Source organism: Aeromonas hydrophila subsp. hydrophila ATCC 7966, assembly GCF_000014805.1.
Taxonomy (GTDB): Bacteria; Pseudomonadota; Gammaproteobacteria; order Enterobacterales; family Aeromonadaceae; genus Aeromonas; species Aeromonas hydrophila.
In genome coordinates this window covers 385221-401434 of sequence record NC_008570.1, presented here as the reverse complement: position 1 = coordinate 401434, position 16214 = coordinate 385221, and the positions used below count along the sequence as shown (strand labels likewise).

Sequence of the window (16214 nt, the reverse complement as noted above, 5' to 3'; positions counted from 1 at the left end):
TCACACAACAAGTGTGACCGCCTCCACTCAAATCGATTCAACTAATGCACTATGATGATGCCACCCATATGCATCCCACCCGCACATCAGGCAGGTATCCCTTGCGACCCATCTCCCCCCTCTGGCTCACCCTGTTGCTGTTCTGCCTGCCCCTGCTGGCCAGCCTGCCTCTCAGTCAACTGCTCAGCAAACAGCTGGCACACCAGTTGTTGCAGGAGAAAAAAGAGGAGATCGAGGCAGCTCTGGTAGAGCGACATCGGGATTTGGACGAGAGCATTCGCGCTCAACTAGCCCAGTTCACGTTTGACTGTGGTCAAAAGGACATGGCGCTGTTGCGGGATCCCCGTTTCTACAGCCGTCACATCCGCATCCAGGGGCTCAAGCTCGCCTCGGGTACTGGCTGCTCCAGTCTGGGGGTGGACCTGCCCTTCACCGCCGCCGATCTTCCTCCCTATCCCAGCCAGGAGCTGTTCGGTCTCGCAGCCACCCAGGCCCGCTTCAACACGGAACAGGAGCTGGTCGCCTATTTTCACGTAGGGAACAATACCGCCTACTGGGTACTAAACAACAGCTGGAGCCATGCGCTGTTGCAATACCCCTGCACCGACTGTTTCTACCTCGAATTCCACCAGCAGACACCGGACGAGGCAATGCCGGTTTTCCCCCGCGGCAACAAGTCCATCAAGGAAGAAGGGGGGAGCCAGAGTCTGAGCTTCTTTGATCCCAACAATCACATCAAGCAGACCCTGTGGGCAGGCAAAGCGCTGGAACACTACGCCCAGCAGCAGGCCCGCCACTACGGGTTCTGGGGCGGCGCGGCGGTCGGGGCCCTGCTGGTCGCCGCCTACTGGGGGCTGCGCAACTACCGGCGCTCGCTCAAAGGGTTGCTGCAAGCCGGGCTGGCACGGCGGGAGTTCGTGCCCTTCTATCAACCCGTGGTCGACAGCCGCAGCCTACAGGTGGTGGGCTTCGAGGCGCTACTGCGCTGGCAGCGGGGTGGTGACCTGATCCCGCCCGGCGCCTTCATCGACTATGCAGAGGAGCAGCAGCTGATCCTGCCGATGACCAGCCAGCTGCTGGAAAAGGTGATCGCGGATCTGCCCAGGCTCGCCCCCGGCCAGTGGGTCAGCGTCAACATAGTGGCCGCCCACCTCGAGCACCCGCATCTGCGCAACCTGCTGTTGCAGCACGGCTGGCCCTCTCCCGCCCAGCTCACCTTCGAGCTGACCGAGCGCAAGCCCATCACCGACATCAAGACAGCCGTCATCGAGATCACCGCATTGCAGCAGCAGGGCTACCACTTCAAGCTGGATGACTTCGGCACCGGTTACGGCGGCTTCGCTTACCTGCAGCGGCTCGGCATCCGCCAGATCAAGATCGACAAGATGTTCGTCGACACCATAGGCACCGACGACCTCAAGCGCAGCGTGCTGGATGCCACCATCGCCTTCGGCCGCGAGTCGGGCATGGAGATGATCGCCGAAGGGGTCGAGCGCCAGGATCAGGTCGACTATCTGCAGCAGCACGGCGTGCACCTGATCCAGGGCTATGTCTATGCACAGCCCATGGCGCTGACCAAGCTGAAAATCTGGCTGCTGGCCTGGTACCAGAACCACACGGGCGAGCGATGAGCCACACTGCCGAGGCCGGCCGCTCATATTTTGCAACAAAATGATTTTCCCTTGAGCGGACAACTCCCTTTATCATGAACAGGCGCGCCACCTCGTGTGGCGCCGCCACCCTGTTCCTTACCCGTCGGCTCACGCCGCCCTGATGATGAGAACCATTGCCTATGAAGTCATTTATCCGGCAAGAGATTGCCCTGCCCGTTGGCCTGCTCACCCTGCTCTTTTTCAAGACGCTCGGCAGCGACCTGCTGACAGAGGCCACTCCGCTCGGGATTTATCTTCCTGTCTCGGCGATGCTGCTTGCCATCGTCACCTGGGCCATCTTCTCGGTGGTGCGCCACTCGGATGCCCTTGCCATCAAGCTTGGCGAGCCTTTTGGCACCCTGATCCTCACCCTGTCGGTCATCTCGCTGGAAGTGGTGATGATCTCCTCGGTCATGCTGACCGGCGAACCCAATCCGGTGATGGCCCGCGACACCATGTTTGCCGTGGTGATGCTGGTGACCAACGGCCTGGTGGGCTTCACCCTGCTGTTCGGCGGCTGGCGCTACCACACCCAGAGCTTCAATCTGGACGGAGTCAAATCCTATCTGGTGGCCATCATTCCGCTGGCGCTGCTCTGCCTGGTGCTGCCCAACTTCACCGAAGGGGGCAACATCGGCAGCATGTCGAGCGCCATGTCCTGGATGCTGATCATCATCTCGGTGCTGCTCTACGGCGTCTTCCTGCTGATCCAGACCCGCAGCCACAGCCACTTCTTCATCGACAGCGATCACGAAGATTACGAAGAACACCACGGCCCGCTGCAGAGCAACGTCTACCACACCCTGTTGCTGCTCGCCTATCTGGTGGTGGTGATCCTGCTGGCCAAGACCCTCGCCATTCCCATCAACCACGGGGTCAAGGTACTGGCGGCGCCGCCGGCGCTGGGCGGCTTCATCGTCGCCTGTATCGTGCTGGCCCCCGAGGCGGTCGGCGCCATCAAGGCCGCCTTCAACAATCAGCTGCAGCGGGCCATGAACCTCTACTTCGGCTCTGTGCTGGCCACCATCGCCCTCACCGTGCCTGCGGTGCTGTTCATCGGCGCCATGCTGGGGCAAGAAGTTCGCCTGGGCCTCTCCGCCGCCGACATGGTGCTGCTGTTTACCACCCTCATGGTGTGCAAGGTGACCTTCAGCAGCGGCCGCACCAATGTGCTGCACGGGGCCACTCACCTGGTGCTGTTCGTGGTGTACCTGTTCCTGATGTTCGAGCACGAATAACCGCGTACCAACGCCAGAAACGCAAAGACCGCCCGATGGGCGGTCTTTTGTTATGGGCGGGATGGCCGCTTACAGGCTCGGCAACACGCCGGCCGGGAGCAGGTCATTGTAGCTGGCACGCCCCAGCAGGGCGGCGGCCGCCTCGATGTCCGGCGCGAAGTACCTGTCCTTGTCGTAGAAGCTGACCTCTTCCCGCAGCCGGCCCTTGGCCAGCTCGATGAGCTCGGTGCTGCGCAGGGGAGCACGGAAATCCAGCCCTTGCGCTGCCGCCAGCAGTTCCACCGCCAGAATGCCGCGGGTGTTCTCGGCCATGTCCGCCAGTCGACGGCCGGCGAAGGTGGCCATGGAAACGTGATCCTCCTGGTTGGCGGAGGTGGGTAGGCTGTCCACCGAAGCCGGATGGGCCAGGGTCTTGTTCTCGGAGGCGAGCGCCGCCGAGGTGACCTGGGCGATCATGAAACCGGAGTTGACGCCGCCGTTGTTGACTAGGAAGGCCGGCAGACCGGACATCCGCGAGTCGATCAGCAGCGCCATGCGCCGCTCGGACAGCGACCCTATCTCGGCGATGGCCAGCGCCAGGTTGTCGGCGGCGAAGGCCACGGGTTCTGCGTGGAAGTTGCCGCCGGAGAGGATGTCTTCATCCTCGGCAAACACCAGCGGGTTGTCGGAGACCGCGTTGGCCTCGCACACCAGCACCTCGGCCGCCTGGCGGATCTGGGTCAGGCAGGCGCCCATCACCTGCGGCTGGCAGCGCAGGGAGTAGGGATCCTGCACCTTCTCGCAGTTGTGATGGGACATGCCGATTTCGCTGCCATCCACCAGCAGGTGGCGATAGCAGGCGGCCGCGTCGATCTGGCCACGCTGACCGCGCACCGCATGGATGCGGGCATCGAACGGGCGGCGGCTGCCAAGGGCGGCCTCCACGCTCATGGCACCGATGGTGATGGCGCCGGCGTAGAGATCCTCGGCGTGGAACAAGCCTTCCAGCGCGAAGGCGGTGCTCGCCTGGGTGCCGTTGAGCAGGGCCAGCCCCTCTTTCGGTGCCAGCGCGATGGGCTCGAGCCCGGCAATCTTCAGGGCCGTGGCGGCATCGATCAGCTCGCCAGCGTGGCGGGCCTTGCCCTCCCCGATCAGCAGACAGCTCATGTGGGCCAGCGGCGCCAGATCGCCGGAGGCACCGACGGAGCCCTTCTTCGGCACCACCGGATAGACTTCGGCGTTGATCAGCCGCATCAGGGCCTCCAGCACCACCAGCCGGATGCCAGAGAAGCCGCGCGCCAGCGAGTTGAGCTTGAGCACCATCATCAGCCGCACGGTGGCGTCATCCATGTACTCGCCAATCCCGGCCGCATGAGAGAGCACGATGGAGCGCTGCAGCTCGTCCAGCTGCTCCACCGGAATGCGGGTGTTGGCCAGCAAGCCAAAGCCGGTGTTGATGCCGTACACCACCCGGTTTTGCTCGATCACCTTGGTGACCACGGCGGCGGAGGCGTGGATCCCCGCCAGGGCGGCGGGATCCAGCGAAACGTGTACCGGCTCGCGGCTGACGCGGCGCAGGGTGGCAAGATCCAGCTCGCCCGGGGTAATAGTCAATTCAAACATGGTGTTACACCTTTCCTTTGACACCGTTAGCGCCGTCAATCATCGGCAGATCCAGTTTCGCCTCGTGGGCACAGTTGATGGCAATCTCGTAGCCGGCGTCGGCGTGACGCATCACCCCGGTGGCAGGGTCGTTGCGCAGCACCCGACCGACCCGCTTGGCGGCGTCATCGGAGCCATCACAGACGATCACCACGCCGGAGTGCTGGGAGAAGCCCATGCCGACCCCGCCACCGTGGTGCAGGGAGACCCAGGTCGCGCCGCCGGCCGTGTTGAGCAGGGCGTTGAGCAGCGGCCAGTCGGAGACGGCATCGGAGCCATCCATCATCGACTCGGTCTCGCGGTTCGGGCTCGCCACCGAGCCGGAATCCAGGTGATCGCGGCCAATGACGATGGGCGCTTTCAGCTCGCCATTCTTGACCATCTCGTTGAAGGCCAGGCCGAGGCGCACCCGATCCTTGACCCCGACCCAGCAGATCCGCGCCGGCAGGCCCTGGAAGGCGATGCGATCGCGAGCCATGTCGAGCCAGTTGTGCAGGTGAGGATCATCGGGGATCAGCTCCTTCACCTTCTGGTCGGTCTTGTAGATATCTTCCGGATCGCCGGAGAGCGCCACCCAGCGGAACGGGCCAATGCCCTCGCAGAACAGCGGGCGAATGTAGGCCGGGACGAAGCCGGGGAAGTCGAAGGCGTTTTTCACCCCCTCCTCCAGCGCCATCTGGCGGATGTTGTTGCCGTAATCCAGCGTGGCGGCACCGCGGCTTTGCAGGGTCAGCATGGCTTCCACCTGACGGGCCATGGAGTGGCGGGCGGCGACGTTCACCTCCTGGGGCGCGGATTTTTGCAGCGCGCGCCACTGGGCCACGCTCCAGCCCTGGGGCAGGTAGCCGTGCACCGGGTCGTGGGCAGAGGTCTGGTCGGTCACCACGTCCGGGGTGATGCCACGGGCCACCAGTTCGGCGAACACATCGGCGGCGTTGCCGAGCAGACCGACGGAGACGGCGCTGCCGCTCTGCTTGGCCTCTTCGATCATGGCCAGCGCCTCATCCAGGCTGTGGGCCTTCTTGTCGACGTAGCGGGTACGCAGACGAAAATCGATGCGGGTCTCGTCGCACTCCACCGCGATCATCGAGAAGCCGGCCATGGTGGCCGCCAGCGGCTGGGCGCCGCCCATGCCGCCGAGCCCACCGGTGAGGATCCAGCGCCCCTTGGGTTCGCCGTTGAAGTGCTGGTTGGCCACCGCGAAGAAGGTCTCGTAGGTGCCCTGCACGATCCCCTGAGTACCTATGTAGATCCAGGAGCCGGCGGTCATCTGGCCGTACATCATCAGGCCCTTCTTATCGAGCTCGTTGAAGTGTTCCCAGTTGGCCCAGTGCGGCACCAGGTTGGAGTTGGCGATCAGCACCCGGGGCGCGTCCTTGTGGGTCTGGAACACCCCGACCGGCTTGCCAGATTGCACCAGCAGAGTCTGATCTTCCTCGAGCCGGGTCAGCACCTCGACGATCTTGTCGAAGCAGGCCCAGTTGCGGGCGGCGCGGCCGATGCCGCCATAGACCACCAGCGACTGGGGATGCTCGGCCACCTCGGGATCCAGGTTGTTCATCAGCATCCGCAGCGGCGCTTCGGTGAGCCAGCTCTTGGCGGTCAGCGTGGTGCCGCGCGGGGCGCGGATCACGCGATTGGGATCGTGACGGGGATCCTGGTGTTGCTGGGACATATACACTCCTTGTTTATCGATGCAGCAGGGTGGCGGCCAGCCGGTGGCAGGCCGCTACTTGATTAACTGATGGACCAGCCGGGCAGCCACGCGGGCACTGCGGTTGTCCTGATCCAGACTCGGGTTGTACTCGGCCAGATCGGCGAGCCTGAGCTTGCCGCTGGCCCGGATATGGGCGATCAGGGGTTCGATGACCGCCAGCTCCACGCCGCGGGCGGCGGGGGCGCTCACTCCCGGCATCACGGCCGCCGGCAACACGTCGAGATCGATGGTCAGATAGAGGTGATCGCAGCGGGCGATAAAGGCATCCAGCCCGCTGAGCAAGGCCGGCAGCTCGGCCGGCGTCATCGCCTCGTCCAGCACGTGCCACACCCCCAGCGCCTCGGCGCGCGCGAACAGCGCCTGGGTATTGGCGGTCTCGGCCACCCCGAGGCAGGCGTAGGTAAAGGGCGTGCCCTGGATGGCGCACTGCTCGGCAATCTGGAAGAAGGGAGTACCTGAGCTCGCCTGCTCCAGCTTCATGCGCAGGTCGAAGTGGGCGTCGAAGTTGATGATGCCGACCCGGCCACGGCCAGCCAGATGACGATTGAGGCCGCTCCAGCTGCCGAAGGCCACCTCGTGGCCACCGCCCAATACCAGCGGGAAGTGCCCCTCGTCCAGCAAGCGGGCCACCCGTTCGGCCAGACGGCCGTGGGCGGCATCGAGATCGCCATCCTCGCAGTTCACGTCACCGCGGTCATAGACGGGCCGACCCAGATGCCAGGCGCTGTTGGCCAGCAGCTTGCGCACCGCCAGCGGGGCACCGGCGGCCCCTACCCGCCCCTTGTTGCGGCGCACCCCCTCGTCACAGGCAAAGCCCACCAGGGCAACGCCTGGAGCGGCGCGGCCTGCTTGTGGCCAGGGTTGTACCTTGTCGTGCCAGCGCAAGGCCAGCTCGCCATCTTCCGGATCCTGGCGCCCCTGCCAGACCGACATGTCGACCGGGTTGAACTTATCCATGGAGGGTCTCCTCGCCGTTGATCACCCGGCTCACCAGCTGATCGACGCCGATGAGGTAGCTGAGCTCGGCCGGATGGCCGCAGTTCCAGACCAGAAAGTCCGCCAGCATGCCCACTCTGAGCTGTCCCAGCTGCTCCTGCTCGCCAAGCGCGCGGGCGGCGTGGCGGGTCACCCCGGCCATGGCCTCCACCGGGGTCAGGCCGAACAGGGTGCAGGCCATGTTCATGGCCATCCGCAGCGAGACGATGGGGGCCGTGCCAGGGTTGATGTCGGAGGAGACCGCCATCGGCACCCCCGCCTTGCGCAGCGCGGCGACCGGCGGCAGCTTGGTCTCCTTGAGGAAGTAGAAGGCGGTGGGCAGCAGGGTGGCGACCACGCCGCGATGGGCCAGCGCCTGGATCCCTTCCGGATCCAGGTACTCCAGGTGATCCACCGAGAGGGCGCCGAAGTTGGCGGCCAGCGTGCTGCCGCCCAGGTTGGAGAGCTGATCCATGTGCCCTTTCACCGCCAGACCGTATTGATCCGCCGCCAGATAGACCTGCTCGGTCTGGGCCAGCGAGAAGCCGATGTGTTCACAGAAGACGTCCACCGCATCGGCCAGGCCCGCCTCGGCAGCAGCCGGGATGATCTCCTGGCAGATGGTCTCGACCCAGGAGTCGGGATCGTCGCGATACTCCGGCGGCACTGCATGGGCTGCCAGCAGGGTGGTCTTGACCCGGATCGGCAGCGCCTCCCCCAGTCGGCGGGCGACCCGCAGCATCTTGAGCTCGTCTTCCAGGGTGAGGCCGTAACCGGACTTGATCTCCACCGTGGTGACCCCTTCCCGGATCAGGGATTTCACTCTCGGCAGTGCCAGCTCAAACAGCTGTTCCTCGCAGGCCGCGCGGGTAGCGCGCACCGTGCTGATGATGCCGCCGCCTTTGCGGGCGATCTCCGCATAGGGCACGCCCTTCTGGCGCAGTTCGAACTCTTCGGCGCGGCTGCCGGCGAAGATGAGGTGGGTGTGGCAATCGATGAGGCCGGGGGTGACCAGCTTGCCCTTCATGTCCTGCCAATGGGCGGGATAGGGGCCTTTGAGATCCTGCATCGGCACCAGGGCGTGGATCCGCCCCTCGTGAACGCCGAGGGCATGGGGTTCCAGCAGACCGTAGTCGGCCAGATCGGAGCGCAGGGTGGCGGGTGTCACGTTGAGCCAGACCCGCTCGCAGTTCAACAGTTCCTTGTTCATACCGACCTCTAAATGTATATACATTAACTTATATCCGATCTCTGACGGGAAAGAAAGGATCAAGTTCACATCTTGATAACAGCGTGTTCATTAGAGCTTAAACACAAAAAAGCCCGCCAGAGGCGGGCTTGGTCAAAAAGAGTTTGTATATACAATTAACTGAGACTGGTCTTGGAACTCAACTTGTAACGGGAGCCCGGCGAGAGCAAACGGGCATAGGAGACCAGATAACCGTCGGACCAAGTACGCCGGTGCAGCAGCAGGCAGGGGGTGTCGACCCGCACCTGCAACAAGCCGGCCTCACCGGCGCTCGGCAGCACCGCCTCCACCACGTGCTCCATCTCGGAGAGAGGGCAGACCTCCATCAGATAGCGGTTGGGGGTCTGGCTGGCAAAATCCTGCTCACCGTACTGTGGCAGCCGCTCGGCATCAACGAAGCGCTCTTCCAGCTGCAGCGGCTCACCATCGGCCTGATGGACGATGAGACTGTGGAAGATGGGGGCGCCGACCCGCAGGCCCAGCTGCACCGCCACCTTCTCGTCGGCGGCCTGGCGCTGCAGCCGGATCACCCGGCCGCTGTACTCGCTGCCCCGCTCGGCGATCTCGTCGGCGATGTTGCGAATGGCCAGCAGCGGCGATTCGGTGCGCCTGTCCGCCACGAAGCTGCCGGAGCCGGCGGTGCGCACCAGCCAGCCCTCGGCCACCAGCTCGCGCAGCGCCTTGTTGACCGTCATCCGGCTCACGGCGAACTGTTCGCACAGGGCGGCCTCGGTCGGGATCCGGTCGCCCGCCTGATAGTGGCGTTCGCGGATCCCGTCCAGGATGTGCTGCTTGATCTGCAGATAGAGGGCCGGTGCCAACGGAATGCTCCTCAGCGACGGCGGTGGGGCGGACGCATGTCCGGCCAGGCGCGATAGACGTCCGGGATCTGCTCGGGCCCGCTGATGCAGAGATCGAGATCGTGCAGCAGACCGTCCTTGATGCCGTAGATCCAGCCGTGTACCGCCAGCTCCTGACCCTTGCGCCAGGCGTTCTGGATGATGGTGGTGTGACAGACGTTGGCCACCTGCTCGGCCACGTTCAGCTCGCACAGGTAGTCGAAGCGCTCGTGCTCATCCTCGATGGCATCCAGCTGCTCGCGATACTTGAAGTAGACATCCTTGATGTTGCGCAGCCAGTTGTCGATGAGCCCCAGCTCCTGGTTCTGCATCGCCGCCTTGACGCCGCCGCAGCCGTAGTGGCCGCAGACGATGATGTGCTTCACCTTGAGCACCTCGACCGCGTATTGCAGCACCGAGAGGCAGTTGAAGTCGGTGTGCACCACCAGGTTGGCGACGTTGCGGTGGACGAACACGTCCCCCGGCAGCAGCCCCATCAGCTGGTTGGCGGGTACCCGGCTGTCGGAGCAGCCGATCCAGAGGTATTCGGGGGCCTGCTGGGCGGAGAGGGTAGCAAAGAATTCGGGATCCTCGGCCTTGATCCGTTCCGCCCACTCGCGGTTGTTGGTAAACAAGTCGTTCAAGAGTTTCACTATCTGCTCTCCCTACTGTGGCAGTGGCGGCAACATACCATACACAAGGGTAACCAAGGCAAGGCCGACCAGATCCCCGTCAAACAAAAACAGGGCCATCAGGCCCTGTTTTTATGGGAGGAAGCATCAGGCTTCCATGGCATCTTTCAGCTTCTTGAGCGCGTTTTTCTCAAGTTGACGGACCCGCTCGGCGGAGACGCCGTAGGTATCGGCCAGCTCCTGCAGGGTGGTCTTGCTCTCATCGTCGAGCCAGCGGGCACGGATGATGTGCTGGCTGCGCTCGTCCAAGGTAGCCAGGGCCGAGCTCAAGCGACGTGTCGCGTGATCGTCCCAGTTGTCGTTCTCGATGGTGGCCGCCAGATCGGAGGATTTGTCCTCCAGATAGTGGACCGGCGCGAAACCGCCCTCTTCTTCGTCATCGCCGACCAGATCGAACGCCTGATCGTAATTGCTCATGCGCGCTTCCATCTCGGTGACGTCGGCGGCGGAGACGCCGAGGTCGGCAGCCACGGCCTGCACCTCTTCGTGGTTCAGCCAGCCCAGACGTTTCTTGGATTTGCGCAGATTGAAGAACAGCTTGCGCTGGGCCTTGGTGGTCGCCACCTTGACCATGCGCCAGTTGCGCAGAACGTATTCGTGAATTTCGGCCTTGATCCAGTGCACGGCAAAGGAGACCAGACGCACACCGACACTCGGGTCGAAGCGCTTGACCGCCTTCATCAGGCCGATGTTGCCTTCCTGCACCAGGTCGGCCTGGGGCAGACCGTAGCCGGCATAACTCTTGGCGACATGAACGACAAAGCGCAGGTGCGACATAACGAGCTGACGGGCAGCCTCAAGATCGCCACCCTGCTGCAAACGCTCAGCCAGCTCACGCTCTTCCTCTGCGCTCAGCACCGGAATCGAGTTAACTGCCTGAATATAGCCTTCCAGACTACCTTGCGGAATCAGAGCCATAGTGCGCTGCAATGAAGTTCCCATGTTCTACCTCTTTCTTTTCAATCGAATCAGTCTAACACCCTGAGAGGGTCTGTCTACTGACCGGACGCCATTCTGCGGCCTGTATCAAACATCATAGTGAGCATGTCTGAACCGGGGTTATCTTAGGCCGGCAGGATGAATCATGAATGAACAGTCAAAAAAAGGGGGTCACAATCAAGGACCCCCGAAAAGTAGCATGCTAAGTCCATTGTTGCGGAGCTCGCAACCTTCACATGCTTGCCAAGTCAGACGAGCAAGGCATAGGGGCCACACCCGTATAAATTCTTCAGCATTTGTAGACTGCTTATAAATCAGAAGGTTCACAGGATCCAGAGAAGATCCCGAAGATCGGCAATGTTCAGATTACTCCCAGAACGGCGGCCGTGCCAGAAACGGCCACTCTTTTACTTGATCCATGTCGCAAAATCCAGCGCTTTAAAACGCTGATAAATTAATCAGGACGGTTCGATGTCGCGAATGTGACGATGGACCGAAAACCAGGAGGCGATCAGCCCCAGCAAGGCGCCCAGCAGGATCAGGTTGATCCCGTCCACCGCCCCCATCCCCACCAGCCGGAAGTTGCTGTTGTAGAGGCCGGCCAGCTCCTTCACCACCCCTTCGCTCCAGATCACCATCACCTCGGTCAACCACCAGGCCAGCATGCCACCGATGACCCCGAACCAGATGCCGGTATAAAGGAAAGGACGATGGATGAAGGCATCGGTCGCCCCCACCAGCTTGAGCACTTCGATCTCGGAGCGCTGGTTGAGAATATTCAGCCTGAGCGTGTTGCCGACGATCAGCAGCACGGCGGAGAGCAGCAGTACCGCGATGCCGGTGATGGTGTGACGCAGCAGGTTCATGATCCCCTGCAGCCGGGTCAGCCACTGCAGATCCAGCTTGCCCTGTTCCACCCCGTCTTCGTTGTTGAGCTTGTTGAGCAGCTCGGCCGCCCCTTCCGGGTTCTGCCAGCGCGGATCCGGGATCACGCTCAGCACCGGCGGCAGCGGGTTGCTGTCGAGGTAGTCGAGCGCATCGCCAAACCCGGAGATCTCGCGAAACTCCTTGAGCGCCTCATCCCGGCTCATGTAGGTGACCGACTCCACCTCCGGGTAGAGCAGGATCCGCTGTTTCATGTCGAGGATGTTCTGCTCGGGCAGATCCTTGCGCAGATAGAGGGAGATCTGGGAGCTGGTCTGCCAGCTGCCCTCCACCACCTCGGCGTTTTTCAGCAGCACGTGGAAACAGGAGGGCAGCGCCAGGCTGACCCCCAGCACCGCTAGCGTCATCAGCGAGGCGAGCGGGTTGCGCCACAGCTCCCCCAGGCTGGAAAAAGCCTGCCGGGCGTGGTCGACCCAGTACATCATGAAGCGCCGTAGCGGTGGCTGTTTATGACGAACAATAGCCATCAGAGCTCCTCCCCTGCCGAATACATGCGACCCGCCTTGAGGGTCAGGGTGCGATAGCGCATGCGGGCGATCAGCCCCAGATCATGGGTGGCAATCAGCACGGAGACGCCGAAGCGGTTGAACTCCTCGAACAGTCGCATGATGTCCATGGAGAGCTGGGGATCCAGGTTGCCGGTCGGCTCATCCGCCAGCAGCAGCGGCGGCTTGTTGACGATGGCGCGGGCGATGCCGACCCGCTGCTGTTCCCCGCCGGAGAGCATGCGCGGCTGGTAGCGTTCCTTGCCGAGCAGCCCCACCTTGTCGAGCGCCGCCGCAACCCGTTTGTTGATGTCTGCATGGCTGTAACCGTCGATCACCAGCGGCAACGCCACGTTGTCGAACACGGTGCGGTCCATCAGCAGCCGGTGATCCTGGAAGATCATGCCGATCTGGCGGCGCACATAGGGGATCTCCCCCCGCTTGATATGGCTGACGTCGTCGCCATGAAAGAACACACGGCCGTCGGTGGGCCGTTCCATCACACTGATGAGTTTGAGGAGGGTACTCTTGCCTGCACCCGAGTGTCCGGTCAGGAAGGCCATCTCCCCCTTGCGCAGGTGAAAACTGACCTTCTGCAGCGCCTGATGGCCGCCGCTGTAGACCTTGCTGACCTTGTCAAAACGGATCATAACGGTTCCCTGACAGTGACCAACCCCGACCAGGGTCGGGGCTGGGGGCGCACGACTCGCGGCGCCCGAGCTTGCTCATCGCGAAGGAGATCACTCCTCGCGACTGAAAAGCGCCTCGATGAAGTCGTTGGCGACGAACGGACGCAGATCGTCGATCCCCTCGCCCACCCCGATGTAGCGGATCGGGATCTGGAACTTGTCGGCCACCGCGAAGATGACGCCGCCCTTGGCGGTGCCGTCCAGCTTGGTGAGGGTGATGCCGGTCAGGCCCACCGCCTCGCTGAACAGCTTGGCCTGACTCAGGGCGTTCTGGCCGGTGCCTGCATCCAGAGTCAGCATGATCTCGTGGGGCGCCGCATCGTCCAGCTTCTTCATCACCCGCACCACCTTCTTGAGCTCTTCCATCAGGTTGCTCTTGTTCTGCAGGCGACCGGCGGTGTCGGCGATCAATACGTCGGCGCCGCGGGAGCGGGCAGCCTCGATGGCGTCATAGATGACGGAGGCGGAATCGGCGCCGGTGTGCTGGGCGATCACCGGGATGTTGTTGCGCTGACCCCACACCTGCAGCTGCTCGACGGCGGCGGCACGGAAGGTATCGCCGGCGGCCAGCATGACGCTCTTGCCTTCGGCCTGGAACTGCTTGGCCAGCTTGCCGATGGTGGTGGTCTTGCCGACGCCGTTCACGCCCACCATCAGGATGACGTAAGGCTTCTTGCTAGTGTCGATCACCAGTGGCTGCTCGACCTTGGCCAGCATTTCGCCCATGTCCTGCTTGAGCAGGCCGTAGAGTGCCTCGGCATCCTTGAGCTGCTTGCGATCCGCGTGCTGCACCAACCCTTCGATGATGCGGCTGGTGGTATCGACGCCGAGATCGGCGGTCAGCAGCTGGGTCTCCAGCTCCTCGAACAGCTCGTCGTCGATCTTCTTGCCACGGAACAGGCCGAAGAAACCGGAGCCAATATTCTCTCTGGTGCGCACCAGACTGCGCTTGAGGCGGGCGAAGAAACCCTCCCGCTGCGGCTTCTCCTGGGTGTCGTCATCCACCTTGGCGGCCAGCGGCAGGGCGGCCAGGGCAGCGGCCTCAGCCTCCATCTCGGCGACCAGGCGCAGATCTTCCACTCGCTGGGCCTCTTTGGCGAGACGGGCTTCCTCGGCAGCTTGCGCTTCGGCAGCAAGACGAGCCTCTTCTGCGGCACGAGCTTCGGCAGCAAGACGAGCCTCTTCTGCGGCACGGGCCTCGGCAGCAATACGCGCCTCTTCTGCGGCGCGGGCTTCGGCAGCAAGACGCGCTTCTTCTGCGGCGCGGGCCTCGGCGGCAATACGAGCCTCTTCTGCGGCGCGGGCTTCGGCAGCAATACGCGTCTCTTCTGCGGCGCTGGCTTCGGCAGCAATGCGAGCCTCTTTCACGGCGCGGGCTTCGGCAGCAACACGAGCCTCTTCTGCGGCACGGGCTTCGGCAGCAAGACGCGCCTCTTCTGCGGCGCGGGCCTCGGCGGCAATACGAGCCTCTTCTGCGGCACGGGCCTCGGCGGCAAGACGCGCTTCTTCTGCGGTACGGGCCTCGGCGGCAATGCGAGCCTCTTCTGCGGCACGGGCTTCGGCAGCAATACGAACTTCTTGCGCAGCCTTGAGCTCGGCAGCAACACGGGCAGCCTCTTGAGCCTGCGCTTGCGCAGCGGCACGCTCCTCTTCGGCCAGCAGGGCTTCATTGACGATCACCGGCTCCAGATCGGAGGCACACTCCTCCACTACCAGCGGACCATGGTCGTCCAGTTCGGCAGGTGGGCAGCAATCATCGTGCAAAACGGAATTCTGTGCGCTGGCGGGCACTTCAGCCGCCACGGCTGGCGTAGGATCGGAAACGGGAGCGGGGGCAGCAGCGACCTCGGGCTCAGCGGTAATCGGGGTGGCTTGCGGTGTCTGTGGTTGGACAGCCTCAGCCTCTTCTTTCTTGCGGCCGAAACCCAGCCAGGAAAACAAACCTTTTGCCATCTAAAAATACTCACATCAAAGGCTGACTGCTAAGATAGCCGTCCCTCGGCGGGTCGGCATAAAAATGAACCGCCTTATACTACCACTTTATTTTCTGACGACGAAACGCGATGCCCAGAGTGAAATCCAGCCGTAACGGCCCGAGCAAGAGCCCAGCCCCGCAGGGGAAATCGGGCTTTGTAAGAATCATCAGCGGTCAGTGGCGAGGCCGCAAACTGCCGGTCAGGGATGTGGAAGGACTCAGACCCACCACGGATCGCGTCAAGGAGACCATCTTCAACTGGCTGGCTCCGCATGTCCGTGGCACCCGCTGTCTGGATCTGTTCGCCGGCAGCGGCGGCCTGGGGCTGGAGGCGCTGTCGCGCTATGCCGAGCAGGTCACCCTGATCGAGATGGACAAGGGCGCCGCCGACCAGATCAAGAAGAACCTGACCACCCTTGGCAGCAGCCAGGGCCAGGTGATCCAGTCCGATGCCGTCAGCTGGCTGCAGGGGCCGGCCACGCCGTTCGATCTGGTGTTTCTGGATCCCCCCTTTCGCCGCGAGCTGCTGCCTCAGGTGTGCGAGCTGCTGGAGCAACGCGGCTGGCTGGCACCGGACGCCCTCATCTATCTGGAGCGGGAGAAGGAGATGGCCGATCTGCCGCTGCCGGCCAGCTGGCAACTACTCAAGGACAAACAGGCAGGCCAGGTCTGCTATCAGCTCTATCTGCGAGACACCAAGCATGACGCTGCGGTTTAAAGGGGGGAGATGGGCGCGGTGCCCCTCCCCGTCAATTTGGACAACGGCTCAAGGACAAGCAGGCCGATCAAATCAGGTCTGCTATCAGCTCTATCTGCGGGAGGTAAACGATGAAGCGGGTGTTTAATCTGTTGGCGATGGGCCTCATCCTGTTCTTCTGGTTCGGCGTGCTGGTCAGCCTGATTGCCCCGCTGCCGGGCAAACTCAACGGCTTTCTGCCGGTGTGCGGCGTGATCGTAGCCCTGATGCACTGGGTGCAGGCCAGCATGGTCAAGGCGGCCTGCAAGCCCTACTTCGCGGTGAGCCGGCTCGAGTTCACCCAGGTGCTGGTGTTCGGGGTGTTCGGCATGGTGGAGATCCGCACCAGGCTGCAGGCCATCGTCGATGCCAAACAGCGCGGCACAGACAACAAAGCCGGGTAATCCCGGCTCTGTCATGGTGGTTCTGGAAGGAGTGCTGG

At 63.1% G+C, this 16214-nt stretch carries 14 protein-coding genes; 4 read left to right on the top strand and 10 right to left on the bottom strand.

Going from position 1 to position 16214, the window contains the following annotated elements:
• Window positions 1-101: 101 nt before the first annotated feature.
• Both AHA_RS01900 and AHA_RS01895 read left to right on the top strand, forming a co-directional pair.
• A complete protein-coding gene (locus tag AHA_RS01900) occupies window positions 102-1631 on the top strand; it encodes an EAL domain-containing protein (RefSeq protein WP_164927516.1) in 1530 nt (509 codons plus the stop codon).
• A gap of 161 nt (window positions 1632-1792) precedes the next feature.
• Window positions 1793-2890 (top strand): calcium:proton antiporter, encoded by a 1098-nt coding sequence (locus tag AHA_RS01895; protein ID WP_011704357.1) that lies wholly within the window; start codon window positions 1793-1795, stop codon window positions 2888-2890.
• 69 nt (window positions 2891-2959) lie between these two features.
• Here AHA_RS01895 and hutH read toward each other — a convergent pair whose 3' ends face one another.
• The 10 genes from hutH to ftsY all read right to left on the bottom strand — a co-directional run bounded on the left by hutH (window position 2960) and on the right by ftsY (window position 15014).
• Window positions 2960-4492, bottom strand: a complete 1533-nt coding sequence (gene hutH / locus AHA_RS01890) for a histidine ammonia-lyase (RefSeq protein WP_011704356.1) — start codon at window positions 4490-4492, stop codon at window positions 2960-2962.
• Window positions 4493-4496: 4 nt separating this feature from the next.
• Window positions 4497-6206 carry a urocanate hydratase gene (hutU, locus tag AHA_RS01885; protein ID WP_011704355.1) on the bottom strand — a complete coding sequence of 570 codons (1710 nt, stop codon included), beginning with the start codon at window positions 6204-6206 and terminating at the stop codon, window positions 4497-4499.
• A 54-nt stretch (window positions 6207-6260) separates the two neighbouring features.
• Window positions 6261-7205, bottom strand: coding sequence for a formimidoylglutamase (gene hutG, locus AHA_RS01880; protein WP_011704354.1), 945 nt, complete (start codon window positions 7203-7205; stop codon window positions 6261-6263).
• Complete coding sequence (gene hutI / locus AHA_RS01875) at window positions 7198-8433, bottom strand: imidazolonepropionase (protein ID WP_164927515.1); 1236 nt, start codon at window positions 8431-8433, stop codon at window positions 7198-7200. Before hutI ends, hutG begins: the two co-directional genes overlap by 8 nt.
• A 155-nt stretch (window positions 8434-8588) precedes the next feature.
• Complete coding sequence (hutC, locus tag AHA_RS01870) at window positions 8589-9293, bottom strand: histidine utilization repressor (protein WP_011704352.1); 705 nt, start codon at window positions 9291-9293, stop codon at window positions 8589-8591.
• A gap of 11 nt (window positions 9294-9304) precedes the next feature.
• Entirely contained in the window at window positions 9305-9964 is a 660-nt protein-coding gene (gene can / locus AHA_RS01865) for a carbonate dehydratase (RefSeq protein ID WP_005308055.1), read from the bottom strand.
• 126 nt (window positions 9965-10090) lie between these two features.
• Window positions 10091-10945 carry an RNA polymerase sigma factor RpoH gene (gene rpoH, locus AHA_RS01860; protein ID WP_011704351.1) on the bottom strand — a complete coding sequence of 285 codons (855 nt, stop codon included), beginning with the start codon at window positions 10943-10945 and terminating at the stop codon, window positions 10091-10093.
• Window positions 10946-11400: 455 nt separating this feature from the next.
• The gene (gene ftsX / locus AHA_RS01855; RefSeq protein ID WP_011704350.1) at window positions 11401-12354 is read right to left on the bottom strand and encodes a permease-like cell division protein FtsX; all 954 of its coding nucleotides are present in this window, start codon (window positions 12352-12354) and stop codon (window positions 11401-11403) included.
• The gene (ftsE, locus tag AHA_RS01850) at window positions 12354-13022 is read right to left on the bottom strand and encodes a cell division ATP-binding protein FtsE (RefSeq protein WP_011704349.1); all 669 of its coding nucleotides are present in this window, start codon (window positions 13020-13022) and stop codon (window positions 12354-12356) included. Before ftsE ends, ftsX begins: the two co-directional genes overlap by 1 nt.
• 90 nt (window positions 13023-13112) lie before the next feature.
• Complete coding sequence (ftsY, locus tag AHA_RS01845; protein ID WP_011704348.1) at window positions 13113-15014, bottom strand: signal recognition particle-docking protein FtsY; 1902 nt, start codon at window positions 15012-15014, stop codon at window positions 13113-13115.
• 110 nt (window positions 15015-15124) lie between these two features.
• On the opposite strand from ftsY, the gene rsmD reads away from it, so the two are divergent.
• Window positions 15125-15754 carry a 16S rRNA (guanine(966)-N(2))-methyltransferase RsmD gene (rsmD, locus tag AHA_RS01840; protein ID WP_011704347.1) on the top strand — a complete coding sequence of 210 codons (630 nt, stop codon included), beginning with the start codon at window positions 15125-15127 and terminating at the stop codon, window positions 15752-15754.
• A gap of 110 nt (window positions 15755-15864) precedes the next feature.
• Window positions 15865-16176: a DUF1145 domain-containing protein gene (locus AHA_RS01835; RefSeq protein WP_011704346.1), complete on the top strand. Its 312-nt coding sequence runs from the start codon at window positions 15865-15867 to the stop codon at window positions 16174-16176.
• The last annotated feature ends 38 nt before the right edge of the window (window positions 16177-16214 follow it).